The sequence below is a fragment of the Nocardia sp. NRRL S-836 genome, from assembly GCF_001279525.1.
Taxonomy (GTDB): Bacteria; Actinomycetota; Actinomycetes; order Mycobacteriales; family Pseudonocardiaceae; genus Lentzea.
Genome location: NZ_LGDY01000058.1, coordinates 57141 through 84056 on the forward strand (window position 1 = coordinate 57141; position 26916 = coordinate 84056).

A 26916-nucleotide genomic window follows, 5' to 3' on the forward strand; every position below is an offset into this window, starting at 1 on the left:
GTCAGCCGGAACGGAGGTACGTCAGGACGGCCATCACCCGGCGGTTGGTGTCGTCGTCCGGCGGCAGGCCGAGCTTGGCGAGGATGTTGCCGATGTGCTTGCCCACCCCGGCCTCGGACAGGGTGAGCCGCCGGGCGATCGCGGCGTTCGAGTGCCCCTCCGCGACCAGGGCGAGCACCTCGGTCTCACGGCCGGACAGCGTCGCGAGCGGCGACCGGCGCACCAGCTTCCGCACGACGGCCGGATCGATGACCGTGCCACCGCCGACGACGTACCGCAGCTTCGCGACGAACTCCTCGACGTCGGCCACCCGGTCCTTGAGCAGGTACCCGATGCGCCCGCCGCTGTCGAGCAGGTCGGCGGCGTGCCGGTGCTCGACGTACTGGCTCAGCACCACCACCGGCAGCTCAGGATCGTTGCGCCGCAACGCGATCGCGGCGCGCAGCCCCTCGTCGGCGAAGTCCGGCGGCATGCGGATGTCGGTCAGCACGAGGTCCGGCCGGTGGTCCGCCACGGCCGCCCGCAACGCCTCCGCGTCCCCGACCGCCGCCACCACCTCGAACCCGAACCTGGCCAGCAGGCCGGTGAGTCCCTCGCGCAGCAGCACGCCGTCCTCGGCGAGGACTACTCGGATCGGCACGGGATCTCCACGCGCAGTCGGGTCGGGCCACCGGTCGGGCTGGACAGCAGCATTCTCCCGCCGACCACCGCGACCCGGTCGGCCAGCCCGGTCAGCCCGGTGCCACCGGCCGGGTCCGCACCGCCGCACCCGTCGTCGACGATCTCGACGACGAGCGAACGGTCGTCTTGGCGCGCTTGGACTTCTGCTTGCGTCGCCTGTGCGTGTTTGACCACGTTGGTGAGCGCTTCGGACACCACGAAGTAGGCGGCCGACTCGACGGCGGCGGGCAGGCGGGGCACGTCGGCGTCGACGGTGACGGGCAGCGGGCACCGGTCGGCGAGGTCGTCCAGCGCCTCGGCCAGGCCGTGGTCGGTGAGCACCTGCGGGTGGATGTCGCGGATGAACTCCCGCAGCTCCGCCATCAGCTCCTTGGCCTGCTCGTGCGCGGCCGCGACCGCCGCGTTGCCCGGCAGGTCCACCCGCGCGAGCCCCAGCTGGATCGTCAGGCTGACCAGCCGCTGCTGCGCCCCGTCGTGCAGGTCGCGCTCGATCCGGCGGCGTTCCGCCTCGAACGCGTCCACCAGCCGCGCCCGCGACGCCGCCACCTCCACCAGCTCGGCCCTGAGCCGTCCCTCGGGACTGCCGGACAGCAGCTTGCGCGCCACCAGCCCGTGCACGCCGGTGAGCCCGGCCGCGAGATAGGTGAGCGCCACCAGCCCGGCCGCGCCGGCCGCCGTGCAGACCCACGCTTCCCCGGCCGTGTCGACCTGCCAGAACAACACCGCGACCGGCCCGTCGAACACCAGCGCCGGCATCGTCGTGAAGGCGGCGACCAGCAGGAACAGCACCAGGAAAGCCAGGCACACCACCGGCACCACCGTCGCCAGCAACCCCACGTGGGCGACCTCGCGCCACGTCGCCGCCTCGGCGTAGCGGTCCAGCCCCCTCGCACGTTCCCCGGTCGTGACCGGCCGGACGTCCACGAGCCGCAGCCGCACCCGTTCGAACCGCGCGACCTGCCCCGCGACGAGCGGAACCGCCGCCAGCACCAGCACGCTCACCGCAGCGAGCACCACCGTGCCGAACGCAAGGCCCGTTGTCATGACCAGCTGCCACGGCAGCACGACGAGAGCCAGCAGCGCCGCGGCGGCAGCGGCGACCGGCAGGCTCGTGACCAGGTGCGCCCACGCCCGCCATGGCCAGCCGCTCACCAGGAACCCGCGGCCCGCCACCGCTTCGAGCACCGTCACCGGCGCGCCCTCCCCCATGGCCCCAGGGTAGGGCCTGCCGCCGGGGTAGGCCTGGCCCTACCTCGTTCGGGGCGCTGGACGTAGTGCCCGCACCCCGCCGTCCGCGGTTTGCTCTGGGCCGTGATCATCGGGGGAACCACACCGTTCGCGGTCGAGCTGCGCGCGGTGACCAAGCAGTACGGCAGCAAATCCGCCACAGTGCGCGCGCTCGACGGCGTCAGCCTCGGCTTCCCGTCCGGCACCTGGACCGCCGTGATGGGCCCGTCCGGCTCCGGCAAGTCGACCCTCCTGCACTGCGCGACCGGCCTCGACCGCGTGACGAGCGGCCAGGTGCTGCTCACCGGCGCCGACATCACCCAGGCCCCCGAGGCCTACCTCACGACGTTGCGCCGCAGGGCGATCGGTTTCGTCTTCCAGCACTTCAACCTCATCGCCTCGCTCACCGCCGCGCAGAACGTCGCCCTGCCGCTCAAGCTCGCCGGCTCACGACCGTCCACACAGGTCGTCACGGAGGCGTTGTCCCGCGTGGGCCTCGCCGACCGGCAGCACCACCGGCCCCGGGAGCTCTCCGGCGGCCAGCAGCAACGCGTCGCCATCGCCCGCGCCATGATCACCCGGCCCGCCGTGCTGTTCGCCGACGAACCCACCGGCGCCCTCGACTCCCGGTCGGCCCGCACGGTGCTCGCCCTGTTGAAGGACCTGGTGGCGACCGGTCAGACGATCATCATGGTCACCCACGACCCCGCCGCGGCCGCCGCTGCCGACTCGGTCGTGTTCCTCTCCGACGGCCGGGTGGTCGACCGCCTCGACCGCCCGACCACGCACGCCGTGGCGGACCGGCTGGCGCGCCTGGAGGAGTCGTGCTGACGCTGTCGCTGAGCACGCTGCGCGAACGCTGGCCGCTCTTCATCGGCGCCCTCGTCACGGTCGCGCTGGGGGTCGCGCTCGTCCAGGGCGCACTGCTCGTCCTGGCCGCCACCGGCACCGGCTGGGTGCCGCCGGGGGTCACCGAGGAGGAAGCGCACCAGATCCGCGAGGGGTACGTCGGCGCCGCCACGCTGCTCGGGCTCGCCGTGCCGCTCGCCACGTTCCTGGCGGTCTTCATCGTCGGTTCCACGTTCGCGTTCACCGTGGCCCAGCGCGGCCGCGACCTCGCCCTGCTGAGCGTGCTGGGCGCGAACCGGCGGCAGCTGCGGCGCCTGCTGCTGTGCGAGGCGCTGGTGCTCGGCGCGGCCGGCACGGCCATCGGCATCGTCCTGTCCTTTCCCGCCGTGGCAGCGCAGTCGGCCGTGCTGACCGCGTTCGGCTTCCTGCCCGACGGGTTCGAGGCGCCGTTCGGCCCGTGGGTGCTGTGGGCGTCCGTGCCGATCGGTGTCGGCGTGGCGGTCCTCGGCGTCCTGTCCGCCTCCCGCCGTGCCGCGCGGGTCCAGCCGCTCGACGCGTTGCGCGACACCGGCTCGGCGGCCAGGGTCATGACCGCGGGCCGCTGGGTGACGGGCCTGCTGAACGCCGCCATGACGGTCGTGCTGATCCTGCTCGCCCGCTCCGGTGACCTGCTGATCGCGCTCACGACGTCGTTGCTCATCTCGATGACCGGTTCGGTCGCGCTGAGCAGGCTGAGCCCACTGGTCGTCCCGTTGACCGGCCGGTTGTTCGTCCTGCCGGGAAGCACCCTCGGCGAGCTCGCCCGCGCCAACCTCCGCGACGGCGTCCGCCGCAGCGCCTCGACCGCCGCACCGCTGATCGTCCTGGTCGCGCTGGTGCTGGGCATCGACGGTTCGCTGGGTTCGCTCGCGCTGCTGACCGGCGTCGAACAGGAACGCTCGGTCCGCGCCGACCTGGTCGTGGACTCGACCGGCGCTCAGGCCGCACGCCTCGCCTCCGTCCCCGGCATCGCCGTCGCCGCCCCGCAGACCCTGCTGCCGGTGCGGATCCTCGTCCAGAACCTTGCCAAGGCCGACGAGCCGCCCGTCCCCGAGACCTACGACAAGCAGGTGTTCGCCATCGACCCCACCACCTACCTCAGGACCCACGTGACCCAGCCCCGCAGCGGCAGCCTTGAACGTTTGACCGGCTTGACGATCGCCGGCGGCCCCGCGGTCGCGGGCGAACGCCTGGCCGGTGACACGGTCACCATGCGGTACAACGACCAGCACACACCTCTCCAGCTCGTCGCCCGCATGCCGGAAACCCTGGCCCTGGGCGAGGAGTTCCTCGTCTCCCGCGACGCCGTCCCGGCCGACCTGCTCACGACCTCGCCGACGCAGACGTTCGTCCAGGTCACCCCCGGCACCGATCCCGGGACCGTCCGCGCCGCGATCACCAGCGCCGGCCTCGGCGAGGTCCGCACGGTCGCCGAGTGGGCGGGCGCGGCCGCGAAAGCCCAGCAGAGCGGCAACATCGCCATCATGTCCGTCCTCATGGGACTGTCCGGTCTGTACGCGGCGATCGCGGCCGTCAACGCCGTGGTGATCGCCGGCGCCGAACGCCGGGCCGAGTTCGCCGTCCTGCGCCTGTCCGGCCTGACCCGCCGCCAGGTCGTCACCGCGGCGCTGATCGAGTCGACGGCGGTGACGGTCATCGGCCTGCTGCTCGGGGCACTGGTCGCGGCGTGCGCGCTGATCGGTGTGGCCGGCGGGACGCAGGGCGTCGTCGCCGTGCCGTGGGGCCTGTTCGGGATGCTCAGCGCCGGTGCACTGGTGGTCACCGGTGTCGCGTGCGCGGCAACGACCTGGAAGGTCTCGTCACCCCGGTGACCGGCAGGTCTCGCGATAACCGGGCCCGACGTGGTGCTCCCACTCGTCGCGGCTCAACCCCCGCCCGGCTCGCTCACACGCGCGTTCCACCGGGTGTTCGCGAGCATCGGCAAGCGGGCTCAAATCCCACAGCACCACCGTGTTGCCGTCGTCCAACGCCAGCGTGCGCCCGTCGGGACTGAGCGCGGCAGCGCCCCCGGACGGCAACTGCGGCCCGATCCGGCGGGGATGCTCCAGGTCGCTTACGTTCCACAGGATGGCCGCGCCGTCGTGGTCCACCGTGACGAGGGTCTGGCGGTCAGTGCTGAACGCCATCCTGGTCACCAGGGCACCGTGTCCGGCGAGCGGCTGCCCGATGCGCAGCGGCCGGGTGGGGTCGCGGAGGTCCCAGAGGATGGCCGTGAAGTCCGCGCCCGACGTCACCAGCACATCGCCCGCGAGTGCGGAGTCCTGCACATCTCCACTGCGTTCACCGGGCTGCGTGTCGACGGCATGAGGTTTCCGGGGATCGCTGACGTCCCACAGCCACGTCGCAGGGCCCGGACCGCCGTGCACCAGCATGGTGCCGTCGCGGCTGAACGCGACCCGGTTCGCCACAAGGGTTTCGCTCGACACCACGGTGCGGTCGTGGCCTGCCACGTCCCACAGCCACACCCGTCCGCCGAGGTTGGCGATGGCGAGCTGCCGGCCGTCCGATCGGAACGCGAGGTCGCTCACCTTGAAACCGCGTCCACTGACCGGCTCGTCGACGCGGAAGGGAGCGGTTGGGTCGCTGATGTCCCACAACAGCACGGACCCGTCGTGCGAACCGGTCGCCAGCAGACGTCCGTCCTGGCTGACCGCCAGTGCGGTGACCGCGTCGTGGTGCCCTGACGCGAACTCGTGGACCTTCGCGGGCCTGGCGCGGTCGAGGGTGTCCCAGAAAGTGATCATGCCATCGCCTCCGGACGTGACGAGCAGTCGGCCGTCCGAGCGGAACTCCAGCTGCGCGACCTGGTCGGTGCGACCGGGAAGCGGTTCGCCGTGCCGGACTGGCTCGGCCGGGTTGCGGAGGTGCCACAGCATCGCTTTCTGGTCTTGCCCACCGGTCGCCAGGTACCTGCCGTCCGGGCTGAACGCGAGCGCCGCGATGCCGAGCGCGTGGCCGTGGAACGACGGCAGCGCGCGCGGTTCGGCCGGGCTTCGCACGTCCCAGCGCAACACGGACCTGTCCTGGCTCGCCGCCACCAGGGTTCCGCTGTCCGGGCTGAACGCGACATCGCGCAGAGCCCCGCTGATCGGCGGTGCGCCCAGGCGGGACACCCTGGACCGGTCGCTGACATCCCACAGGACCAGCGGGTGTTGCCCGGCACCCACGCCGGCCAAGGTGCGACCGTCGGGGCTGAAGGCAACGGAGGACCACAGGGGGTCGGGCTCGCGCGGCAGCGGAGGCAGAGCCGTGGCGCGAGCCGGGTCACCCGTGTCCCACAGCATCACCGTGCCGTCCCAGCCGGCGCTGGCGAGTGTGTGTCCGCCGGGGTGGAACGCCAGCCCCACCACCGGCTGGTCGTGACCGAACAGCCGCCCGAGCTCGCGTGGCGCGGCCGGCACGCTGATGTCCCACAACTGCACGACACCTTCGCGGCCCCCCGCTGCGAGGGTGTGACCGTCCGGACTGATGGCGATCGTGTGCACAGCCGCGTTGTAGCCGCTGATCGGGTGGCCGATCCGGGTGGCCGAAGCGGGTGCGCTGACGTCCCACAGGATCACGTGGCCGTCCATGTCGGCCGTCGCGAGCAGGGGCGCGGCCGGGCTGAACGCGAGGTCGGCGACTTGGGCCTGGTGCCCGGTCAACCGGGTCAGCTCCCGCGGCCGCTCCGGATCCGCGAGGTCGTGCAGGATCACGGTTCGATCGGCGCCGGCCGTGGCCAGGGTGCGCTTGTCCGCGGCGAACCCCACGGCCAGCACCTCACCGGTGTGCCCGGTCATGGTGCCGCCGTAGTTGGTGCCCGTGAGCGACTCGATCAGGCTGTTCCTCGTGTCGAGACCGGGGTTCAGCTCGTGCGCCGCCACGCCGAGCATGAACGCGAGCTGCGGGTCGTCGCGGAGGTTGGCTTCAGCGCGCGACACCAGCGCCCGCGAGGTGGCGATCCGTTGCTGTCGCTCGGCTTCTCGTTGCTGGACGAGCGCCACGCCCGCCGCCACCAGCGCCACGGCGAGCAGTGCGGAGAGCACCGTGGTCAGGCGGCCCCGGCGGAGGCGGTCGCGGCGCAGGCCGGCGAGCAGGAACGCCCGGCTGCAGTCCCCCAGTTCGACACGGCTCGTCCTGATCGCGCCGGAGCTGCGGCGCCACCGGCCGGGTACCTCGGCGCCGACGTCCGCGACAGCGGCGGCGAGCTGGTTGCGTTCCCATAGGCGGGTAGCGGGACGGCCGTGAGCGTCCCACGAGGTGGCGGCGCGGTCGATCGCGCCGCGAGCGCGCAGGGCGCTCGCCTCGGCGGTGATGGCGTCGGCCATGGGTTGCCAGGCGGTCAGGAACGCCTCGTGCGCAACGGTGACGGCGCCGTCGTCCTCGGCGGTGAGCAGCCGGTGGGCGATGAAGACGTCCATCTCCCGGGCGACCGGGCCGGGGAGCGCGGATCGGACCGCACGGCCACGGACGGGCTGGTCGTGGTCATCCACGGTCACCAGTTCGAGGAGGCCGGTGATGACCTCGCCGGGCGCGCGTCCGGTGGTGGTGGTCGCCTCGGTCAAGGCCTTGTCGGCCTGCTTGACCAATGCTCCGCGGACGCCGCCGAGCTCGTCGTAGCGGGCCGCCGAAAGCGCGGAGCCTGCGCGGTCCCGTGCCAGTTGCGCCAGGGTGAAGGCGAGCAGCGGGAGTGCGGAGCCGTCGTCGGTGTCGGCGACAAGGCGTTGCAGCAGGTCTTCCGAGACGGTGATGCCGGCGAGACGGGCGGGCCCTTCCACGACCGAGCGCAGCTGCGCCCGCGCCAGGGGCCTCACCGGGAACGTCGCCCCGGCCAGCGGGTGCAGGTCGGGGTCGGCTAGGACGCGATCGACGAACTCGGAGCGGACGGTCGCGACGAGCTGCACCGGGCCACGGGCCAGACCTGACAGCGTGTGAGCGAACGACGCTTTGTCCTCGTCCGGTGTCTGGGTGAGCAGTTCTTCCAACTGGTCGATCACGACGAGCAACCGCTCCTGGCGGTGGCCGGGCCGTCCGATCAGCAGTTCCTCGACCAGATCGGCGATCCGACCGGCCCGCACGTCGGCGACGCTCCACTCGAGGCCCCTGCGGCGGGCGGTGCTGACGAGCTCGCGGACCAGGACGGACTCCGGATCGGTGCCGGGGGTGAACGGCGACAGGGTCAGCCAGCCCGGCTCCCCCGCGATCACCGGCACGAGACCGGCCCGGACCAGGGAGGACTTGCCACAGCCGGACGGGCCTATGACGAGCAGGCAGCCGTCGGCGGCGGGTGAGCGGACCGCGCGGGCGAGGTTGGCGGTCTCGGCGGTGCGGCCGAAGAACACGCTGCGCAGGCCGGCGTCGAACGCGCGCAGGCCCGGGTAGGGCGATTGGCGCTGTGACCAGCCCGTGGTCAATTGATCGGTGCGGCGGACGGCCTCGATCAGACGGGCGCGGGCAAGCGGTTGATCGGTGGTCAGATCAGCGAACTGCACCGGGAAGCGGAGCAACGGGTGTTCGGCGCCCGGCTCGGTGAGCACGGGGACGACGACGCTGCCGAGCCAGCGGGCGAACAGGGCCTCGGTACTGCACCAGACCGAACGCGCGTAGGCGGCGGTGATGAGGCAGACGACGACGTCGGCCCAGCGCAGGCGGTCGCGGAGCTGGCGTTCCCAGTCCTCGCCGACGGTCAGGCCGCGGGCGGGATCCTGGTCGACGAACGCCTCGTGGCCATCGGCGGTGAGCCATGAGGCCACTTCGAGGGCGCGGGCGAGGTTCTGACTCGCATAGCTGATGAACACCCGTGCCATGAGTTGAAGATCGTACGCCCACAAACCATCTCGGCGCTTGCCCGAGCGCCGCCCGATCGTGTGACCGAACGCCTACCCTGGGCGTCGTTCTCGGGCGAAGGAGGCGACCATCAAAACGGTCATCCGCTGGGGCTTGAACCACGGCGTGCCGAGGGTGGCGTTGCGCCTCGCCGCACGCAAGGGCGACCTCCAGGGCCGCATCACCGTCGAAGCGAGCAACGGCAACGATCTGACGGCGTTGTTCGACGAGATCCGGTCGTACGGCGCGATGGCGCCCACCGGCATCGGGTTCGTCACCACCCGCCACGCCGCCGTGCGCGAGGTGCTCGGCAGCGACGCCTTCCAGGCCACCAGGCCGCGTTACGGCGGCGGGGTGCTCGGCAAGGTCGCGGACTGGGCGGCCACGGACGTGCTGCACCCCGTGCAGCCGCCGTCGTTGCTGGTCACCGAGCCGCCCGCGCACACCCGCTACCGCAAGCTGGTCACGCGCGTGTTCACCGTGCGCGCGGTCGAGCAGTTGCGGCACCGCACGCAGGAGATCGCCGACCAGCTGCTCGACAGCCTCGACCCGAGCGACCCGGTGGACCTGATCGAGACCTACTGCGGCCTGCTGCCGGTGACGGTGATCAGCGAGATCCTCGGGGTGCCGCAGGAGGACCGCGCGAAGGTGCTCGCGTTCGGCGCGGCCGCGGCGCCGAGCCTCGACCTCGGGTTGTCGTGGCGGGTGTTCCGCACGGTGGAGACGACGCTGGCCGCGTTCGACGCCTGGCTCAGCGGGCACATCGACGCCCTGCGCGCCCAGCCCGGCACCAACCTGCTCAGCCAGCTGGTCACCGCCAGCGACGACGGCGTCGGGCTCACCGAGCGGGAGCTCAAGTCCACGGCCGGCCTGGTGCTGGCGGCCGGGTTCGAGACGACGGTCAACCTGCTGGGCAACGGCATCTCGCTGCTGGCCCGGCATCCCGAGCAGCTGGAGGTGCTGCGCGCGCGGCCGGAGCTGTGGGCGAACGCCGTCGACGAGGTGCTGCGCCACGACCCGCCGGTGCTGCTGACCGGCCGGATGTGCGTGAAGGACACGGACGGCCTCGGCGTGCCGGTGCGGCGCGGGCAGCTCGTCGCGACCGTGCTGGCCGGGGCGAACCGCGACCCGGAGGTGTTCGCCGATCCGCACACCTTCGACGTGACCCGGGACAACGCGCGTGACCACGTGTCGTTCGGGGCGGGGCGGCACTACTGCCTCGGGGCGGCGCTGGCGCGGATGGAGGGCGAGATCGGGTTGCGGGCGATGTTCCGGCGGTTCCCGGGGTTGCGGCTGGAGCAGGGGGCCGGGCGGCGGCCGACGAGGATCCTGCGGGGGTTCGAGCGGTTGCCGGTCAGCCTGAACTGAACACATGACCGCTTTCGGATTCGCGCCGTTCGGTTCGGCACCGGCTCTGCACGGACGACTTCCGCTTGCGTTTCGAGTGGGAACAAACTACCAGCGCCGCGTGGCACAGCAGAGCCAGCGTCGGAGACGCAGATCCAACGGGCCTTCTGCGAGGCTGGTGGTCACATCGGTAGGAGCGTCACAACCAGTGGAGTCAACGGGCACTCGACTGAGATCAGTCTTCACTGAAGATATCAAGATTGCGTTGGACGACTCGAGTGCGAGGTGCACCGCAAGAATCAGACTCGAGGTCCTTAAGCTGTGCGGGTGACGCTCCCAACCCTCCAGGTCCAGAACTACGGCGAGGTGTTCACCCGGGATTGGGTGGCCGAGGCACTGCTCAGCCTGACCGGGTACACCGATGACAAGGACCTAGGCGCGCTTCGGCTGGTGGAGCCCTCGTGTGGCTCAGGAGCGTTCCTCGGGGTGGCAGTGAAGCGCCTCATTTCCAGTGCGAAGGTGCACGGTCGCGCCCTGGCGTCTCTCGGCGGTGCGATCCGCGCGTACGACCTGCAGGCTGACCAAGTGAAGATCGCTCGCACGCTCTGCAGCGATCTCCTGAGGGAGGCCGGAGCCGATCTGGACACCAGCAAGGCGTTGGCGGACGAATGGGTCACCAATGCCGACTTCCTGTTGATCTACCTCAGAGACTTCAAAGCCGATGTCGTGATCGGGAATCCGCCGTACGTCCGCTACGACGATCTGACAGAGCTGCAGGCCAGCATGTACCGCCGCAAGTGGCCTACCATGCGAGGTCGAGGCGATATCTACGTGGGCTTCTTCGAACGAGCCCTGCGCATGCTGACACCTGGCGGGAAAGTGGGCTTCATCTGTGCCGACCGCTGGATGCGAAACCAGTATGGAGCCGATCTGCGGAAGCTTGTGACCAGCGAGTACTCCGTCGACCACGTGTGGACGTTGCACGACGTGTACGCGTTCGAACTCGAAGTCTCGGCGTACCCAGCGATCACCGTGCTGAGCAATCGTCCACAGGGTCCGGTCTCGGTAGCTGAAATGACCTTCGAGTACCGAGGCACTCACGCGTGGGAAGAACTGGTGAACGCGGTTCTGGACGAAAACTTCACAGAGTTCGTCCGCCACGACGTGACAGCGCACCGGCTACCGCAATGGTTCCAGGGCGACGGGATGTGGCCGATCGGCAGCCCGGCTCGGCTCGCACTGATCAAACACCTCAACGACAACTTCCATCACCTGCACGACGAGAACACCGGAACAAAGGTTGCCATCGGAATCGCAACGGGCGCGGACAAGGTGTACATCACCCAGGACGCGACATGCGTGGAGCAGGACAGACTGCTTCCACTGGCCATGCGGAGCGACCTCGCCTCCGGAAAATTCCAGTGGCAGGGGAACTACCTAGTCAATCCGTGGAACGAGGACGGCACGCTGGTCGCCCTTGACGACTACCCGAGGTTGCGGCAGTACCTGTCCGCCCACGCGGTGCTACGCGACCGATTCGTGGCGAAGAAGTCACCGGACTCCTGGTACCGCACGATCGACAAGGTGCAGGCCGCGCTCACAGACAAGAAGAAGCTGCTGCTGCAGGACATGAAGAGCACGATTCAACCTGTCCTTGAAGAAGGCGGCCACTACCCGCATCACAATCTTTACTACGTCACCTCTGACACCTGGGACATGGAGGTCCTCGGCGGCATCCTGCTGTCGCGAATCGCGCAAGCCTTCATCGAGGCTTACGCAGTGCGGATGCGCGGCGACACCCTGAGGTTCCAGGCGCAGTACCTCAAGCTCATCCGAGTACCTGCACAAGATGAGATCGACGCGAATACCCAGGAAGCACTGCGGGAGGCGTTCCGGGCTCGCGATGTGCAAGCCGCGACGAACGCGGCAGCGATCGCTTACAAAATTGATTTGAAGGATTACGAGCTGATGCCGGCCACAGAGGAAAAATCACGAGAGCTGAGCTCCATCCAGAAGGATTTTAACACGGCGATCATCGCCTTCTGGGAGGGACGTACACTCCAGACTCAGAAGCAGCTGGCAGGCGAAACCACCGATGTCGGCACCAGAGCCGCTGTAACCGCCGGCAAGCACCTCGATGCTGTGGGCGAGCTGATTGCACAGCAGTTCGCTCCGCTGGCCCTCTTGACCCCCGAAGTCAAGGTTCACGGGCAGGCTACGCTGCCCGGCTACTACCGACGTTCCAAGAACTGGGACATCGTGGTGACCTATCGAGACATCCTGGTGGCGGCCATCGAGTGCAAATCCCAGGTCGGCTCGGTGGGCAACAACTTCAACAACCGGGCCGAAGAGGCGATCGGCAGCGCCACCGATCTGAGGCGTGCCTTCGCACACCTGAAGCCGAACACAAGGGTTGCCCCGTGGCTCGGTTACATGTTCGTCTTCGAGCGGACGAAGGCGACGTTGCGGCCGGTTCGAGATAAGGCAGCGGCGCTCTTCGGCGCCGATCCCGACTTCGCGGACTCCTCCTACGCGGCTCGGTACCAGTTGCTGTGTCAACGCCTTGTCCAAGACGGCGTCTATGACGCTGCCTGTTTCGTCAGCACGTCGAAGGACAAGGGCATCTCCGATGAACCGGTACCCGAACTGTCCACCGAGAGCTTCATAAAGGCAATCGCCGACCGAGTGTCGTTGATCGAGAAAATCATCGAGGAAGATCGGCGGAAGAAGTGATACAACGCTGGTATCAGGCTCGCACACCGTCGAGCGTGACGGTGTGCGAGATCAGTCCAAGTCCTGGGCGAGAAGCCCGTACGCGTTCAAGGCCGCAGTTGTCGCCGCCCGCACATCTCTCGCGATGAAGGCGTCCCTCAGGGCCTGTCTTGTGTCGGCGCCCAGGTCGACATAACGAGGCACCCGAATCCTCCTCAAGTATTGCGCCTGGAACCGCAAGGTATTGCCTCGCATGCGCACCGAGTAGGCCTCGATGAACGCCTGTGCCACCCGTGAGAGCAACAGTCCGCCGAGCACGTGCAGATCCCAATTCGTCGAGACGACGTAGTAGAGGTTGTGGTGCGGGTAGCAGCCCTCGTCCTCGAACACGGGGCTGAGCGAGGTCTGCATGTCCTGGATCAGGAGCTTTTCCCTCGACAGCAGCTCGTGGCTGACCTTGTCGATGGTCCGGTACCAGCTCCGCGGATTGGCCATGGCGGTGTGCCGTTCAGCCAAGCGCGTTCGGTGTTCGAACAAGTAGGCCCTCAGCCCTGGGTAGTCCGCGAGGTCAACCAGCTCACCGCTGCGCTTCCACGGGTTGATCAACCACCGCCCACCCCAGTTGAAGCCGCCGGATCGTGTGTCCGACGCGACGGCGAGCTTGAGTAGACGATCGCTCTCGATGTGGTCAAGTCGTGGATCATCGTGCTCAAGTACGTAGACCTTGTCCGCACCAGTCGTAACACCGATACCGACCCGTGTGCCGTTAGCGGGGTCATGCAGTGACTCGAAGTTGTCGTTCAGCCGCTTGATGAGCGCTATCCGAGCTGGGCTGCCAGTCGGCCACATCTCTTCACCCGAAAACCACTGCGGAAGACGGAACGCGCTGTAGCCAACACCTTCCGCAGCTACATCGGAACTGTTGAGCGTCCACGCCGCGAGAGCTCGCGCGGCTCCATCATCGAAGCTGCGACTTGTCTCGGCCACGACGACCTCTCCTTGTTCCCGACGACTCATGACCGTGATGGCGGGGTAGGAAGAGACCTGAGCTTCGAAAGCGTCTACGTCATGCATGGTCCACACGGCCTCAACGCTGTGGTCGCGAGCAACGAGCTGTCTAAGCGCTGAGCCGTACTGATTGCGCATCCACCGATCGGCACAGATGAAGGCGAGCCGGCCACCAAGCTTCAACGATCGCAACGCACGTTCGTAGAACCCCACGTACATGTCGGCCCTACCAGACATCGTTGGCCACCGCGCGCGGTACTCAGCTCGAACCTTGTCATCGATGCTGTCGAAGCGGATGTACGGTGGGTTGCCGATGACGAAGTCGGCTTCAGGTTCGCAACCCTGATCAATCAGGTTCGCACCGGCTGTGGCCGACAGCAGGTAGTCGCGCTGACGAATCCATTGGTGTGCGAGTTCCGTCGCGATCGCCGCCGGCACCCCACTGCTCCGGAGCATCTTCGTCACCAGTTGCCGACATCGTTCGACGTGCTGCGGCTGCACGTCGAAGGCTTGCAACGCCGTCAACGCCTGCCCATCGAGCGCACCTCTGCGGGACGCCGAGCTTGCTATCAGCCGCTCGACCGCAGGGACGACGAACGCCCCCGAACCGCACGCCGGCTCGACCAATCGCAATGCGGCCAGATCACGATCAACGGTGTAACCGATGAGATCAAGCATCACCTCGACGACCCATCGACGGGTGAACACTTCGCCGTGCTTGACAGAAATCCTGGCTCGCCGACCTGGCAACAGGGCTCGCGCGACTGCCAAGCGGCTGACCTTCGCCGCTGCGCTCGCAACCGGGATCAGCACACGCATGTTGTTCTCCTCACGGCACAGAGTGAACGGGCGAACGACTGCTCAACGCATCGTGTCGTCCATCCATGGCAGCAGCAGCCACCGACAATTCCCTGGCCCCTACCCGCTCCGAACGGCAATCTCCGCCGCGAAGTTTCAGAGGTTCACCCGATCGGGACACGGGCATGCGCGCACGCGCGTAGTGTCGTTCGAAGTCGATCACGTTAGGCACCTGGGGGAACCGTGACGCCAGAACAACAGAAGGACATCGACAATGCCCTGCTCGCCTACTGGACGAGTCGCGACGAGGCTCGCATCGTCCAGGAGCGCAAAGGCAAGTCGGATCAGGGTGCACGCGCGGGTGCAACGGCCGGCGGTCACCTGGACCGTGTCGCCCAACTCTTCGCCAACGTCTGCATTGCTGCGGGGGTACCGAAGGAGAAGGTGTACTACAAGGCGCCGAAGGACGACCCCAACAGGAAGTCGCACGCCAAAATGCTGACCATGCCCGGCTACTTCCGCCCGACCAAGTCATGGGATCTCGTGGTGTATCACGAGAAGACGCCGATCGTGGTACTCGAACTCAAGAGCCAGAACGGTCCGTCATACGGGAACAACGCGAACAACCGTGTCGAGGAGGCGCTGGGCAGCGCCGTCGATCTCGCCGCAGCGCACAGGGCGGGTCTGCTCAGCGTTCGACCGTGGACCGGATATGTGTTCGTCGTCGAAGATGACGAAAGATCGCGATATGGAAACCGCGGCCTGGGAAACGTTGGTCCTGCAGGCGTTGATCCGGTCTTCACCACATGGTCGTACATCGGCCGGCTGAGCCTGGTGTGCAAGCGTCTGGTCGCGGAGCAGCACTACCACGCCGCGTGGACGGTAGCGACCAGCCGGCCCAGCTGTCCTGCGGGGATCGACGCCGATGTGGAATCTCGGAAGAAAAGCTGCCCTCAGTACACGATTGACAAGAAGAATCCACCCGCCACGCACAAGGAACACGAGTTCGGCTGGAACGAGCCCGACCCCGAAGGGCTTGGGTACGTTCAGTTCGTCACCGCTATGACTGCGGCAATCGGCGAGTACTACCCCGTCGTGCCGGCTACCGGTCTGCCTGACATCAGTACATAGGCGGCGGTGGTGCGGCGTTACGAGACCAGTGACAGGCCGGGGCGCAGGCCGACCGGAACCTCGGGAGCGGCCGTCGGGACCACGACCTCGTCGCCGCCGATCTCGCGGGTGATCCACGCGCCGGACTCGACCATGACCTTCAACGTGCGCACGTCCAGGGCCTGGATGCGGCCCAGGTACCACTCGTCGGTGGCGAGCGGGCCCATGCGGTCGCCCATGCGGGCCTTGATGTCCTTGACGCGCTGGAACATCTCGGCGACGAGTGCCTCGCGGTCGAAGGGGCCGGTCAGGCCGTCGCGGATGCGGTCCTCGATGCCGCGGGGCATGCCGTCGGGGTCGGGCATGAGCATCGTGGTCCAGGCGCGGGACTTCTCGCGGTACTGGAGTTGCTGCATGGTGCCCTCGTGCTGGGCGAAGTCGGCGGCGCGGAAGCCGCGGCCCTTCCACCGTTGCAAGAGGGTCACGGCGAGCGACTGGGCGCTCTTCAGGCCCGTGTTGAGGCCGCGGCCGGGCCAGAAGTGCAGGGAGTTTGCGGCGTCGCCGAGCAGGAAGCCGTAGGTGGACGGGGCGAGCTGGGCGGTGAACTTCGACATCTGCTGCATGCCGAGGGTGAACGACGTGATGCCCACGACGTCGGCCGCGCCGGCGCCGAAGAAGCGCAGGCCGTCGAGGATTCGGGGCCACAGGTAGGAAAGCTTGTCCACGGACGGCTTGAACACCGAGCGGTGCCGGTCGCACACGAAACGGCCGCCCTCAGGGCGCATGGTGCAGCCGAACCTGCCGATGCACGCGATGGGTCCGTTGGCGCCCAGCGCCACGATCTCGGAGGCCTCCTCCGCGGTGAGGCGCATGTTGATGAAGCCGCCGCCCATCGAGTTGAACAGGAAGCGGTTCTGCGCCACGGTCAACGGCACGGTGTGCTCGTCGAGCACCTTCGACGACACGACCCGGATGCCCAGCACGCGCTCGTCCAGCGGCGAACCGTCCACACTGAACAGTTCCCGCGACGGCGTGCCGAAGTGCGGCTTCAGCGACTCGCGGGTCGCGGAACGGGCGCCGTCGGCGATGGCGAGGACGTGCAGGCCGTCCCAGCGCGACGGAACGGTGTAGGCCTGCGGCAGCAGCTCGATGCCGAGGTCGCCGGCGAGGTCCAGCAGGGCGTCCTCGATCCAGCGGATCTTGATGTTGCGCGGGCGCCCCTTCTCGGCGGGCGAGTCGGGGCCGAGCGGCCACATCTCGGAGAAGCGGCCGTCGGCGAACAGGCGCTGCCGCACCTCGGCGGGCAGGGCGGCCCACACGTTGCTCTGCAGCGTCACCACCTGCTCGCGGCGGTTGTTGCCGTCCGCGGCGTCCTTCCACACGACGCGGTCGGCGTGGCGCTTCCAGCGGCGGTCGAACACGCGCACCGACACCTGGTCGCCCAGCAGCGCCCTCACCGAGCACGCGAACGCCAGACCGACCGGCCCGCCGCCGGCCACGTCGACCCGCATCGGGGCGTTGCGCCACGGCAGGCGCACGAGCTGTGCGCCCTGACGCGGCAGCATCACCGTCGGGCCGGCCTGACCCAGCAGCACCGTCTTCTCGTCGTCGCGTGCCATCGAACCGCTCCCCCTGCTCACCTGGTGACGGCGATGACACGTGGTGAGGCGGGGAACGGTTCAACGACTTTCGAGGAACTTCCGCCACGCGTCCGGAGCGAAGGTCAGAACGGCGCCCTCGGGGTGCTTCGAGTCGCGCACGTGGGCGGCACCGGCCAGCGCGATCTCGACGCAGTTGCTGTCCTCCGTGCCGCCGCTGTAGCTGCTCTTACGCCAAGTCCGTTCCTGGATCATCGAGGTCCTCTCGCGGTGAGCCGACGTACTCCGCCAGCATGCTCCGCGATTGTTCCTCATCCAAGGCGACCTCAGCCAAACGGTCGAACAGCAGCCGGGTGCGGGCGATGACGGCCGGATCCTGGACGAACACCTTCGCCAGGTCGGTGTCGCTGAACGCCACCGGCATCGCCTTGTCGAACTCCCACAGCACGCAGTCGGACCACGCGATGGGCACCCCTGCGGGCACGATCCTGATCATGCGCGCAGCGAACAGCAGCTGGAGGTACTGCTCCTCCATGACCCGGCAGTCACCGACCGGCTCCTGCAGCGCGCGCTCATGGATGTAGAACAAGCAAGTCGGCCGATCGTGTCGCCGGAGGACCGCCTGCCGGTCGATGCGGAACTGGACCAGCGTCGGGATTCGCTCCTCCGGCACGAAGCCGGTCAGCCGGTAGATGCCCTCGGCGTACTCCGGGGTCTGCAACAAGCCCGGTACGGCCCGCATGTCGTAGCTCATGATCGACAGCGCGGTCGTCTCCGCCAGAGCAAGCGTGCGCATGTTGTCGGAGACCTGCACGATGTACTCGTCGAAGGCGTTGCGGTAACGGCGTTTGAACTCGTCGAAGTAGCCGATGTCCTTGCCGCACATCGACAGGTACTGCACCAGGTCGATCTCGCTGGCGCGGTACTTGCCGTGTTCGATGGTGGAGACCTTGCTGGGGTCCCAGCCGAGCCGGACCGCCAGTGCGGCGCCGCTCAGGTTGGTGGAGGTCTCCCGCAGCCTGCGCAGTTCGTCGCCCAGGTCCCTGCTGTACGCGGTCGATGGTGTGGTCGTGGCCATGGTCCGACGCTAGGGGTTGCTCTTCGAGCACGTACCAGCTCATTCGGGTGAAAATGATCCGTCCGGCCCAAGCCAGGCGATCATCAGGAAACTGCCAGGAATCTGGCAGCCGGTCCACAGCTTGGTCGGACACGATCTGCGGCCATGACTCGACGTCGCAGATCCTTGGTGATCAACGGACTGCTGGTGGTGCTGCTGCTCGGTGCGGGCGTGGCGGGCTATCTGGTGTTCTTCGGTTCCTCCGGCAGTGCGCAGACGACGGCGGCGCGCACGGCGCAGGCGGCGAACCGGGACGTCAGCGAGGTCGTGACGGCGGCGGGGACGGTGCAGAGCTCGTTCAGCGCCGAGGCGTCGTTCGGCACCAGCGGCACGGTCACCGAGGTGGACGTGAAGGTCGGCGATGTCGTCGCCAAGGGGCAGCAGCTCGCGAAGCTCGACTCGACCGCCGCTCAGCTGCAGGTCGACGTCGCCCAGAACAACCTCGACACGGCGTACGCCAAGGGCACCGGCACGACCGCGCTGTGGCTGGCCTACCAGCAGGCGGAACTGGCGCTGCGGCAGGCGAAGGACGCACTGGCCGCCACCACGCTGACCGCGCCGGGCGACGGGACGGTCACGTCGGTCACCGGGTCCGTCGGGCAGAAGGTCGGGACGGGTGCGACGGGCGGGTTCGTCGTGGTCACCGACCTGAAGAACCTCGTGGTCACCGCGAACGTCTCCGAGACCGACGTCAGCAAGCTCAAGAACGACCAGACGGCCACCGTGACGGTCAACGCGATGGCGGCCACTCCCATCCGGGCCAAGGTCACCCAGGTCGCCCTCACCCCCACGACCGCCAACAACGTCGTGCAGTACGGCGTCACGCTCGCGTTGAGCGAACCACCGGCCGGACTGCGGCCCGGCCAGTCGGCCGGCGTCGAGGTGACCGTCGCCCAGGCGAGCAACGTGCTCGCGGTGCCGGCGGCGGCCGTTCAGACGGTCAACGGGGCGAGCTCCGTGCAGACGATCGCGAACGGCGCGGAAACCCGTCAAACGGTCGAGATCGGGGTGCGCGGTGACCAGTACGTGGAGATCAGGTCGGGTCTGACGGCGGGCCAGGAGGTCGTGCTGCCGCCGGTCACCACGTCGACCGGCACGAACAACCGGCAGCAACAGCAGGGCAGGCAGATCCCCGGCGGCACCGGCGGGCGCAACGGCGGCGGGTTCACCGGGACCGGCCGGTGAGCGCGGTGAGCACGACGAGCGGGACGACCGCGGCGAGCCCGGTGATCGAGGTCAGGGACCTCCGCAAGACCTACGGCTCCGGCGACACGGCGGTGCACGCGTTGCGCGGCCTGGACCTGAGCGTCGGCAGGGGCGAGTACATCGCGATCATGGGCGCGTCCGGGTCGGGCAAGTCGACGTTGCTGAACATCCTGGGCTGCCTGGACGTCGCGACCTCCGGCACGTACCTGCTGGACGGCATCGACACCGGCGACTTCGACGAGGAGCAGCTGTCGTTGCTGCGCAACCGGAAGATCGGGTTCGTCTTCCAGTCCTTCAACCTGGTGCCGCGCACGACGGCACTCGCCAACGTCGAGCTCCCGCTGGTGTACGCGGGAGTTCGGCGTGCCCAGCGCCGCGAGCGCGCGATGGCGGCGCTGGAGCTCGTCGGGCTGCGGGACCGGACGCACCACCGGCCCACCGAGCTGTCCGGCGGCCAGCAGCAACGCGTCGCCATCGCCCGCGCGCTCGTGACGTCACCCGCGATCGTGCTCGCCGACGAGCCGACCGGGAACCTCGACACCGAGTCGAGCCGGGAGGTGCTCGCGATCCTCGACCGGTTGAACGCGAGCGGCCGCACGGTCGTCCTGATCACGCACGAGGACGACGTCGCGGCGCACGCGATGCGCACGGTGCGCGTGGTGGACGGACGGGTTGCGGGGGTGCTGGTGTGAGGGTCGTCGAGATCGCGGCGTTCGCGGTGCGGGGCCTGACGGCGAACAAGATGCGCTCGGGGCTCACGACGCTGGGCATCCTGATCGGTGTCGCGTCGGTGATCCTGTTGATCGCGGTCGGCAACGGCGCGTCGAGCGCGGTGCAGCAGAGCATCGCCGGGCTGGGCACCAACATCCTCACGATCAGCCCGCAGCGCGCGCAGCCCGGTGGCTCCGCGAAGCCGTTGACGACGGCCGACGCGGCGGCGCTGGTCGGGCCGGACTCCCCCGACGTGCGGTACGCGTCGCCGGTGGTGTCCGCGCAGGCCACCGCCGGGTACGGCGGGACGAGCTACCAGATCAGCCAGTTCATCGGCACCGACCCGCGTTACTTCGACACGACGAACAGCGGTGTGGCGCAGGGGAACCTGTTCTCCGACATCGACGTGCAGCAGGCGCGCAAGGTCGTGGTGATCGGGGCGACGGTGGCGGCGCAGCTGTTCGGCGGCGTGGACGCGGTCGGGAAGCCGGTGCTCGTCAACAACATCCCGTTCACCGTCGTGGGAGTGCTGGCGGCCAAGGGGTCCAGCGGGTTGCAGGACGCCGACGACATGGCCGTGGCGCCGTTGACGACGACGCAGAACGCGTTGACCGGCTACGGCAACCTGAACCAGATCGTCGTGCAGGCGCGGTCGGCCGACGCGTTGCCGGACGCGCAGGCCCAGGTGACCACGATCCTGAACGGGCGGCACAGGATCGCCCAAACGGCCGACTACCGGATCTTGAGCCAGGACCAGCTGCTGACCGCGCGGACGGCGACGACGGAGACGTTCACGGTGCTGCTGGCGTCGGTGGCGGCGATCTCGTTGCTGGTGGGCGGGATCGGCGTCACGAACATCATGCTGGTCACCGTCACCGAGCGGATCAGGGAGATCGGCATCCGCAAGGCCGTGGGGGCGCCCCGGTCGTCGATCCTCGGGCAGTTCCTGATCGAGGCGACGCTGCTGAGCCTGTTCGGCGGGGCGCTCGGCGTCGTGGTCGGGGTGATCGGCACGCGGTTCACGATCGCGGGCATCCAGCCGGTGCTGGTGCCGTCGTCGGTGCTGCTGGCGTTCGGGGTGTCGGCGTTGATCGGCCTGTTCTTCGGCAGCTACCCCGCCTCGCGCGCGGCGAAGCTCCGTCCCATCGAAGCACTGCGTCACGAGTAGGAGAACGTTGTGAGCAACCCACTGGACCAGCCGCTCGAGTCCGGCGACATCACCGCCGAGCTGCGCGAGCGCAAGGGCGGCCTCGGCAGGACGACGGTGGTCCTCGGGGCCGCGGTGCTCGCCGTCGTCGCGTTCGTGGGCGGGGTGTTCGTGCAGAAGTCGTTCGGTGCCGGCCAGCCGCCGTCGCGGCAGAACGCGGCCCGGCAGTTCAACGGGACACCGCCGTCGGGTGCGCAGCAACGGCCCAACGGCGGGTTCCAGGGCCGTGGCGGCACAACCGGGACCATCGAGCGGATCGAGGGCACCACGGTCTACGTGAAGACCCCCAACGGCCAGGAGGTGAAGGTGTCCACTTCGGACACGACCAAGGTGCAGCTGACCACCGAGGGCAAGCTGACCGACCTCAAGGCCGGCGAGCAGGTCGTGGTGCAGGGCCAGCCGGGTCAGGACGGCACGGTGACCGCGCAGACGCTCACGCAGCGCCCGTCGAACGGCTGATGCAGGATCACCACGTGGAACGCGGCCGGCTCCTGATCGTCGAGGACGAACCCAGCATCCGCGAGCTGCTGTGCGCCAGCCTGCGGTTCGCGGGGTTCACCGTGTCCAGCGCGGCGACCGGCGGCGAGGCGCTGACGGCGGCCACCCGCGACCGGCCTGACCTGGTGCTGCTGGACGTGATGCTGCCCGACCGCGACGGGTTCGAGGTGGTGCGGCGGTTGCGGGCGGCCGGGGTGCGGGTGCCGGTGCTGTACCTGACGGCTCGGGACTCCGCGGACGACCGGATCACCGGCCTCACCATCGGCGGCGACGGGTACATCACCAAGCCGTTCAGCCTGGAGGAGGTCGTCGCGCGGGTCACGGCGGTGCTGCGGCGCACCCGGCCCGGCATCGAGTCGGAGCAGCTGAGCTGCGGCGACCTGACCCTGGACGTGGAGTCGCACACCGTGCGGCGCGGTGAGCGGATGGTGGAGCTGTCGCCGACGGAGTTCCGGTTGCTGCACTACCTGCTGCGCAACACCGGGCGGGTGGTGTCGAAGGCGCAGATCCTCGACCAGGTGTGGAGCCAGGACTTCGAGGGTGACACCGGCGTGGTCGAGTCGTACATCTCGTACCTGCGGCGCAAGGTCGACGCCGACGGGCCGCGGCTGATCCACACCGTGCGCGGCATCGGGTACATGATCCGCCCATGACCCTGCGGCTGCGGTTGGTGATCGTGCTCGTCGCCCTGGTGGCGGCGGGGCTGTTCGGCACGTGGCTGGTCGGGTCGAAGGTCATGGAGGACTACCTGCTCGGCCAGCTCGACGCACGGCTGGACCGGGCGGTGTCGGCGCCGCGGCCGTTCCCGCTGCGGGACACGATGGTGCTGCGGGACGCGTCGGGGGTGCTGGCCGGAACCGCGCTTCCCGACCTGCCCGCCTACGGCACGCTGACGCCCGGCGAGCACGTCTCCGTCGGCTCGCACCGGGTCGTGATGCGGCGGATCGGGGACGCCGAGTTCGTCGTCGCGGCCGACCGGTCCGATGTGGACCGTGCGGTGGACGACCTGCGGGTGGCGTTCCTGCTGATCAGCCTCGGGGCGCTGGCGCTCGTCGGGATGGCCGGCTACGTGCTGGTGCGGTCGTCGACGCGGGCGCTGGAGGAGGTCGAGCGGGTCGCCGGCGAGATCGCCGCCGGTGACCTGTCGCGGCGGGTGCCGGTGCGGCAGCCGGGGTCGGAGGTCGGGCGGCTGGCGGCGGCGCTGAACACGATGCTGGGGCAGATCGAGCAGGCGTTCGCGGTGCGGGTGAGCTCGGAGAACCGGATGCGGCAGTTCGCGGCCGACGCCTCGCACGAGCTGCGGACGCCGCTGACGTCGATCCGCGGATACGCCGAGCTGTACCGGCAGGGCGCGGCGACCGACCCGGCCGAGGTGCTGCGGCGGATCGAGGACCAGGCGGCGCGGATGGGGTTGCTGGTCGACGACCTGCTGGAGCTGGCCCGGCTGGACGCGGCGCAGCCGTTGACGCTGACGGACGTGGACCTCGTCGTGCTGGTGACGGACGCGGTGCACGAGGCACGGGTGCGGGCGCCGGAACGGACCGTGTCGCTGTCGTTGCCCGGCGGGCCGGTGCTGGTGCGGGGTGACGACGGCAAGCTGCGGCAGGTGCTGACGAACCTGCTGGACAACGCGGTGACGCACACGCCGGCCGGGTCGCCGGTCGAGGTGCGGCTGTCGGCCGACGGCGTGGAGGTGGCTGACCACGGGCCCGGGATGACCGCGGAGCAGGCCGAGCGGGTGTTCGAGCGGTTCTACCGGGCCGACTCGGCGCGCGGGCGCGACAGCGGCGGCACCGGGCTGGGGCTCGCGATCGTGGCGGCGCTGGTGGCCGCGCACGGGTGGCGGGTGGAGGTGGACACCGCGCCGGGTGAGGGTGCGGTGTTCCGGGTGGTGATCACGCACTGACGCGGCCCGCGGGTGGACCGACCGCGAACGGCCGTGATCACAGCGTCACGTGGTCGGCGTCACGACAGCGCCATTCGGACGAATTTCGCCTTTCGGGGGTAACCCCGGGTCGGTCGCCGAACGATAGCCAGGCGTCCCCGCCTGCCGAAAGTGGTGCCCATGGAGCCGGACCTCGACGGCCTGCTTGAGATCGCCGTTGACGCCCTTGACGAACACGAACGCGGTCAGGTGCTGGCCTGGCTGGCGGGTGCCGTCATCGGGCCAGGGCACACCGAACGACTGGCCCGCGGCGCACGCGATGTCGTGCTGCTGCTGCCCGACCGCCTTGTGGTCGTGCGGCCAGACCCGTTCCAGTCCTGGTCGTACCCGCGTGAGCTGGTGGTGAGCACGCTGTTCGCCGCCGACCACGCGCAGTTCGAGGTCGCCGACGAGCAGACCAGGGTCGACTGGGAGTTCTGGATCGACAAACGGCTCACCGACTCCGCGCCGTTCATCGAGGCCGTGGAGGCGTGGCTGGTGCCGGAGAAGCCGCCGGGCAAGGGCGGTCTCGCGCTGGGCGTGCTGATCATGACCCTGGTCATCGGCGGCCTCTACTTCGCGGGCGGCGCGTCCGGTCCGTCCGACGGGCCGCTGAACGCGCGGTCGACGTGCAGCGAGTTCCTGTTCGCCGGTGCCGACCAGCAGCTCGAGATCCTGACGAAGCTGTTCAAGGACGCGGGCAAGGAGGACGAGGTGAAGAACCCGGAGGTGCTGCGCGAGTCGGGGCACCGCTGCGAGGAGAACGGCACGGCGACGCTGGACTCGCTGGTCGGCAACCGCTGACCGCGCTACGGGCCGGGCGTGCGCCGAGGGAGAGTGCCGGCCACGGCAAGAACTGCGGCGGCGATGAAGCCGTTGTAGTTGTACACGCGCACGGCCTCGAACTCCTCCTGGCTGAGCAACGCCATGCCCTGCCCCGTGGGGTGGTCCCACCACAGGAACGCGAGCAGGCCCGCCGACGCGACGAGCACGACGACGTCGCGCTGCCACACGGCCACGAGCGCGGCCACGGCCACCACGGCGGCCAGCTCGTACCGGGTGGCGACCCGCATCCCGTCGAGCAGCGGCAGCAGCCAGCCCAGGTCCTGCCCGAACGGCACCGCGACCGGTTCGGCGAACCGGTCGGCCAGGCCGATGGCGACCGCGAGCACCGCGGCCGCCACCGCGACGACCCGGCTCATCCGCCCGGCCGGTGTGGCAGCTCGCCCGGCCGTGGCGCGTCCTTCGCCAAGCCCGGCAACAGGTCCCGGTACTCCTTGAACCCCGAGGCGCACTCCACGCCGAGCGTCTTCACGTACGCCGGACACGTGCCGTCGGGCTGTCGTGTGAGGTGCGAGGCCAACGCGAGCATGCCCAGTGAGTTGTCCGAACGCGGCATGTACCGGTCGCCGACCGCCGAGCCGACCATCGCGATCAGCACGACCATGCCCGCCAGCGCGGCGATCCGCAGCGACCGCGCGCCCAGCCACGGCCGCAGCTTCGGCACGTTCTCCAGCCGCTGCACACCGAAGTAGAGCGCGAAACCGCACAGCAGCAACATGCTGTAGAGCAGCTCGCTGGTGCTGCGCGGGTAGAGCTGCACGGCGTCGCGGCCGTACATCGTGGAGGCGTAGTAGAACCGGACGACCCACGCGCCGGCGAACAGGCTCGTGAGCAGGATGACGGCGGTCCGGTTGCGCCCCACGGCGATCGCGGCGGCGAGACCGACGAGCGCGATGATCGTGAACAGGCCCACCCCGCCCAGCTCGCCCGGCGGTGGCCACGGCCCCGGCAGCGCGCCGGGCATGTCGCCGCGGGTCATGGCGATGTAGGTGGGTTCGGCGTAGACGTCGAAGTAGAAGTAGCGGTCCGTCATGCCACCCGACGCGGACAGGATGTTGTACAGGTGGATGAACGACACCAGCACGAACGTCGTCGTCGTGACCGCGATGAGCGTGAGGCCACGCCATAGGCCCGTGCGCCACGGGAACACCACAAGGGCCGCAACGACAACACCCGGTGCCGACCACACGAACCAGCCCGAGTAGATCAGGAACACCACACCGAGCACGGCACCGATCCCGATGCCGCGCACCACGATGTCGCGGTAGGTGAGCCGGTCCGCCCTGCGCAGGCGTTGCAACAGGAACAGCACCACCGGCACCAGCACGACGAGCATCAGGTTCGCGTAGACCTTGTACGGCTCGATGAGCACCATGCTCGGCACCACGCCCAGCACCAGCGCCCACATCGGCCGCAGCACCAGCCGCCACGCCAGGTACGCGACCGGGCCGAACAGCGCCGTGCCGAGGATCTGCACGACCTTCAACGAATGTTCCGGCGTGCTGCCCACCAGCTCGCTGTACCAGGCCATGGCGTGGATGAAGCCCGGCGGATAGCTCCACGGCATCTCGCCGGTCTTGACGAGCGCACGGGCCCAGTCGATCACGACCCCCGCGTCGCCGTAGATCGCGTACAGCCCGTACGTGGTGCCGCGCAACGCCACCACCACCGCACCCGCCAGCAACGCGCTGAACAACCCCGCCGCCGCGGCGGCCGCAAGCCGTTCGACGACGTGCGCGTACCGCACCCGTGCCGCGACGACGACCGCGACCAGCACGGCCAGCGCGACCAACGCGAACCGCAGCTGCAGGCCCGCCAGTCCGCTGACCTGGCCCACCCGGTCCAGCGGGTCGACCTCGACCCCGCGCGCCCACACCACCAGCACCGCCGCAGCACCGACCGAGGTGACCACCTCGCCCGCGATGAGCGGCCATCTTCGCCTTCTCCGCGGCCGGACCGGGTCGGCGACGACCAGGTCGGGCAGCGTCAGTTCAACGGTCAACATCCCCAGGTCACTTCCTCGCCTGAGCGCTCCCCAGCGCTGTTCCAGCAGGAAGAGGACGGGCTTTCCCCCGTGAACGCACCGCGCCGCCACGCGGGAGGTCCCAGACTCCCAGGGCGCGATCAGTGGTGCCACATTCCCCCACGGTCGAGGGTAGCGGTGCCGCGCCGCACAGGTGCACGCGGGCTCACACCTCAAATAGATGATGATGGT

The 26916-nt window shown here is 69.3% G+C and carries 21 protein-coding genes; 12 read left to right on the top strand and 9 right to left on the bottom strand.

The features are described 5' to 3' along the window. Nucleotide 1: 1 nt before the first annotated feature. Together ADL03_RS48225 and ADL03_RS48230 are read right to left on the bottom strand one after the other, a co-directional pair. Nucleotides 2-634, bottom strand: coding sequence for a response regulator (locus ADL03_RS48225; protein ID WP_053732682.1), 633 nt, complete (start codon nucleotides 632-634; stop codon nucleotides 2-4). Continuing rightward, on the bottom strand, nucleotides 625-1890 hold the full coding sequence (locus ADL03_RS48230; protein ID WP_197288165.1) for a sensor histidine kinase: 1266 nt from the start codon (nucleotides 1888-1890) through the stop codon (nucleotides 625-627). The genes ADL03_RS48225 and ADL03_RS48230 overlap by 10 nt, the downstream gene beginning before the upstream one ends. Nucleotides 1891-1992: 102 nt before the next feature. On the opposite strand from ADL03_RS48230, the gene ADL03_RS07155 reads away from it, so the two are divergent. Together ADL03_RS07155 and ADL03_RS07160 are read left to right on the top strand one after the other, a co-directional pair. Then, on the top strand, nucleotides 1993-2739 hold the full coding sequence (locus ADL03_RS07155) for an ABC transporter ATP-binding protein (protein ID WP_197288166.1): 747 nt from the start codon (nucleotides 1993-1995) through the stop codon (nucleotides 2737-2739). Then, the gene (locus tag ADL03_RS07160) at nucleotides 2733-4628 is read left to right on the top strand and encodes an FtsX-like permease family protein (RefSeq protein ID WP_053732559.1); all 1896 of its coding nucleotides are present in this window, start codon (nucleotides 2733-2735) and stop codon (nucleotides 4626-4628) included. The genes ADL03_RS07155 and ADL03_RS07160 overlap by 7 nt, the downstream gene beginning before the upstream one ends. On the opposite strand, the gene ADL03_RS07165 is transcribed toward ADL03_RS07160, so the two are convergent. Further along, on the bottom strand, nucleotides 4617-8603 hold the full coding sequence (locus tag ADL03_RS07165; protein ID WP_053732560.1) for a TIR domain-containing protein: 3987 nt from the start codon (nucleotides 8601-8603) through the stop codon (nucleotides 4617-4619). The two genes, ADL03_RS07160 and ADL03_RS07165, sit on opposite strands and share 12 nt — an antisense overlap. A gap of 133 nt (nucleotides 8604-8736) precedes the next feature. Here ADL03_RS07165 and ADL03_RS07170 point away from each other — a divergent pair, with 133 nt between their 5' ends. Then, a complete protein-coding gene (locus ADL03_RS07170; RefSeq protein WP_231641598.1) occupies nucleotides 8737-9990 on the top strand; it encodes a cytochrome P450 in 1254 nt (417 codons plus the stop codon). A gap of 306 nt (nucleotides 9991-10296) precedes the next feature. Further along, nucleotides 10297-12702 carry a PaeR7I family type II restriction endonuclease gene (locus ADL03_RS07175; RefSeq protein ID WP_197288167.1) on the top strand — a complete coding sequence of 802 codons (2406 nt, stop codon included), beginning with the start codon at nucleotides 10297-10299 and terminating at the stop codon, nucleotides 12700-12702. A 51-nt stretch (nucleotides 12703-12753) separates the two neighbouring features. Here the strand turns inward: ADL03_RS07175 and ADL03_RS07180 are convergent, their stop codons facing one another. After that, a complete protein-coding gene (locus ADL03_RS07180; RefSeq protein ID WP_082372949.1) occupies nucleotides 12754-14508 on the bottom strand; it encodes an Eco57I restriction-modification methylase domain-containing protein in 1755 nt (584 codons plus the stop codon). A gap of 222 nt (nucleotides 14509-14730) precedes the next feature. Here ADL03_RS07180 and ADL03_RS07185 point away from each other — a divergent pair, with 222 nt between their 5' ends. Continuing rightward, nucleotides 14731-15618, top strand: a complete 888-nt coding sequence (locus ADL03_RS07185; protein WP_053732562.1) for a PaeR7I family type II restriction endonuclease — start codon at nucleotides 14731-14733, stop codon at nucleotides 15616-15618. 17 nt (nucleotides 15619-15635) lie between these two features. On the opposite strand, the gene ADL03_RS07190 is transcribed toward ADL03_RS07185, so the two are convergent. From ADL03_RS07190 to ADL03_RS07195, 3 genes are read right to left on the bottom strand one after another with little or no spacing between them, the layout of a single operon-like run. After that, entirely contained in the window at nucleotides 15636-17216 is a 1581-nt protein-coding gene (locus ADL03_RS07190) for a hypothetical protein (protein ID WP_053732563.1), read from the bottom strand. Between the two features lie 60 nt (nucleotides 17217-17276). Next, nucleotides 17277-17450 carry a DUF397 domain-containing protein gene (locus tag ADL03_RS44705; protein WP_063798503.1) on the bottom strand — a complete coding sequence of 58 codons (174 nt, stop codon included), beginning with the start codon at nucleotides 17448-17450 and terminating at the stop codon, nucleotides 17277-17279. After that, the gene (locus ADL03_RS07195; RefSeq protein ID WP_053732564.1) at nucleotides 17425-18273 is read right to left on the bottom strand and encodes a helix-turn-helix transcriptional regulator; all 849 of its coding nucleotides are present in this window, start codon (nucleotides 18271-18273) and stop codon (nucleotides 17425-17427) included. The genes ADL03_RS44705 and ADL03_RS07195 overlap by 26 nt, the downstream gene beginning before the upstream one ends. A gap of 144 nt (nucleotides 18274-18417) precedes the next feature. Here ADL03_RS07195 and ADL03_RS07200 point away from each other — a divergent pair, with 144 nt between their 5' ends. From ADL03_RS07200 to ADL03_RS07230, 7 genes are all read left to right on the top strand, one after another. Continuing rightward, complete coding sequence (locus ADL03_RS07200; RefSeq protein ID WP_063798504.1) at nucleotides 18418-19497, top strand: efflux RND transporter periplasmic adaptor subunit; 1080 nt, start codon at nucleotides 18418-18420, stop codon at nucleotides 19495-19497. A 5-nt stretch (nucleotides 19498-19502) separates the two neighbouring features. Beyond that, the gene (locus tag ADL03_RS07205) at nucleotides 19503-20210 is read left to right on the top strand and encodes an ABC transporter ATP-binding protein (protein WP_053732685.1); all 708 of its coding nucleotides are present in this window, start codon (nucleotides 19503-19505) and stop codon (nucleotides 20208-20210) included. After that, complete coding sequence (locus tag ADL03_RS07210) at nucleotides 20207-21397, top strand: ABC transporter permease (protein WP_053732565.1); 1191 nt, start codon at nucleotides 20207-20209, stop codon at nucleotides 21395-21397. The genes ADL03_RS07205 and ADL03_RS07210 overlap by 4 nt, the downstream gene beginning before the upstream one ends. A 9-nt stretch (nucleotides 21398-21406) precedes the next feature. Next, on the top strand, nucleotides 21407-21895 hold the full coding sequence (locus ADL03_RS07215; RefSeq protein ID WP_053732566.1) for a DUF5666 domain-containing protein: 489 nt from the start codon (nucleotides 21407-21409) through the stop codon (nucleotides 21893-21895). Next, nucleotides 21895-22587: a response regulator transcription factor gene (locus ADL03_RS07220; protein WP_053732567.1), complete on the top strand. Its 693-nt coding sequence runs from the start codon at nucleotides 21895-21897 to the stop codon at nucleotides 22585-22587. The genes ADL03_RS07215 and ADL03_RS07220 overlap by 1 nt, the downstream gene beginning before the upstream one ends. Then, on the top strand, nucleotides 22584-23840 hold the full coding sequence (locus ADL03_RS07225; protein WP_053732568.1) for a cell wall metabolism sensor histidine kinase WalK: 1257 nt from the start codon (nucleotides 22584-22586) through the stop codon (nucleotides 23838-23840). Before ADL03_RS07220 ends, ADL03_RS07225 begins: the two co-directional genes overlap by 4 nt. A gap of 159 nt (nucleotides 23841-23999) precedes the next feature. Next, nucleotides 24000-24662, top strand: a complete 663-nt coding sequence (locus ADL03_RS07230) for a hypothetical protein (protein ID WP_053732569.1) — start codon at nucleotides 24000-24002, stop codon at nucleotides 24660-24662. 5 nt (nucleotides 24663-24667) lie between these two features. Here the strand turns inward: ADL03_RS07230 and ADL03_RS07235 are convergent, their stop codons facing one another. Continuing rightward, nucleotides 24668-25060 carry a hypothetical protein gene (locus ADL03_RS07235; protein ID WP_053732570.1) on the bottom strand — a complete coding sequence of 131 codons (393 nt, stop codon included), beginning with the start codon at nucleotides 25058-25060 and terminating at the stop codon, nucleotides 24668-24670. Beyond that, entirely contained in the window at nucleotides 25057-26706 is a 1650-nt protein-coding gene (locus ADL03_RS07240) for a hypothetical protein (protein WP_053732571.1), read from the bottom strand. The genes ADL03_RS07235 and ADL03_RS07240 overlap by 4 nt, the downstream gene beginning before the upstream one ends. Between the last annotated feature and the right edge of the window lie 210 nt (nucleotides 26707-26916).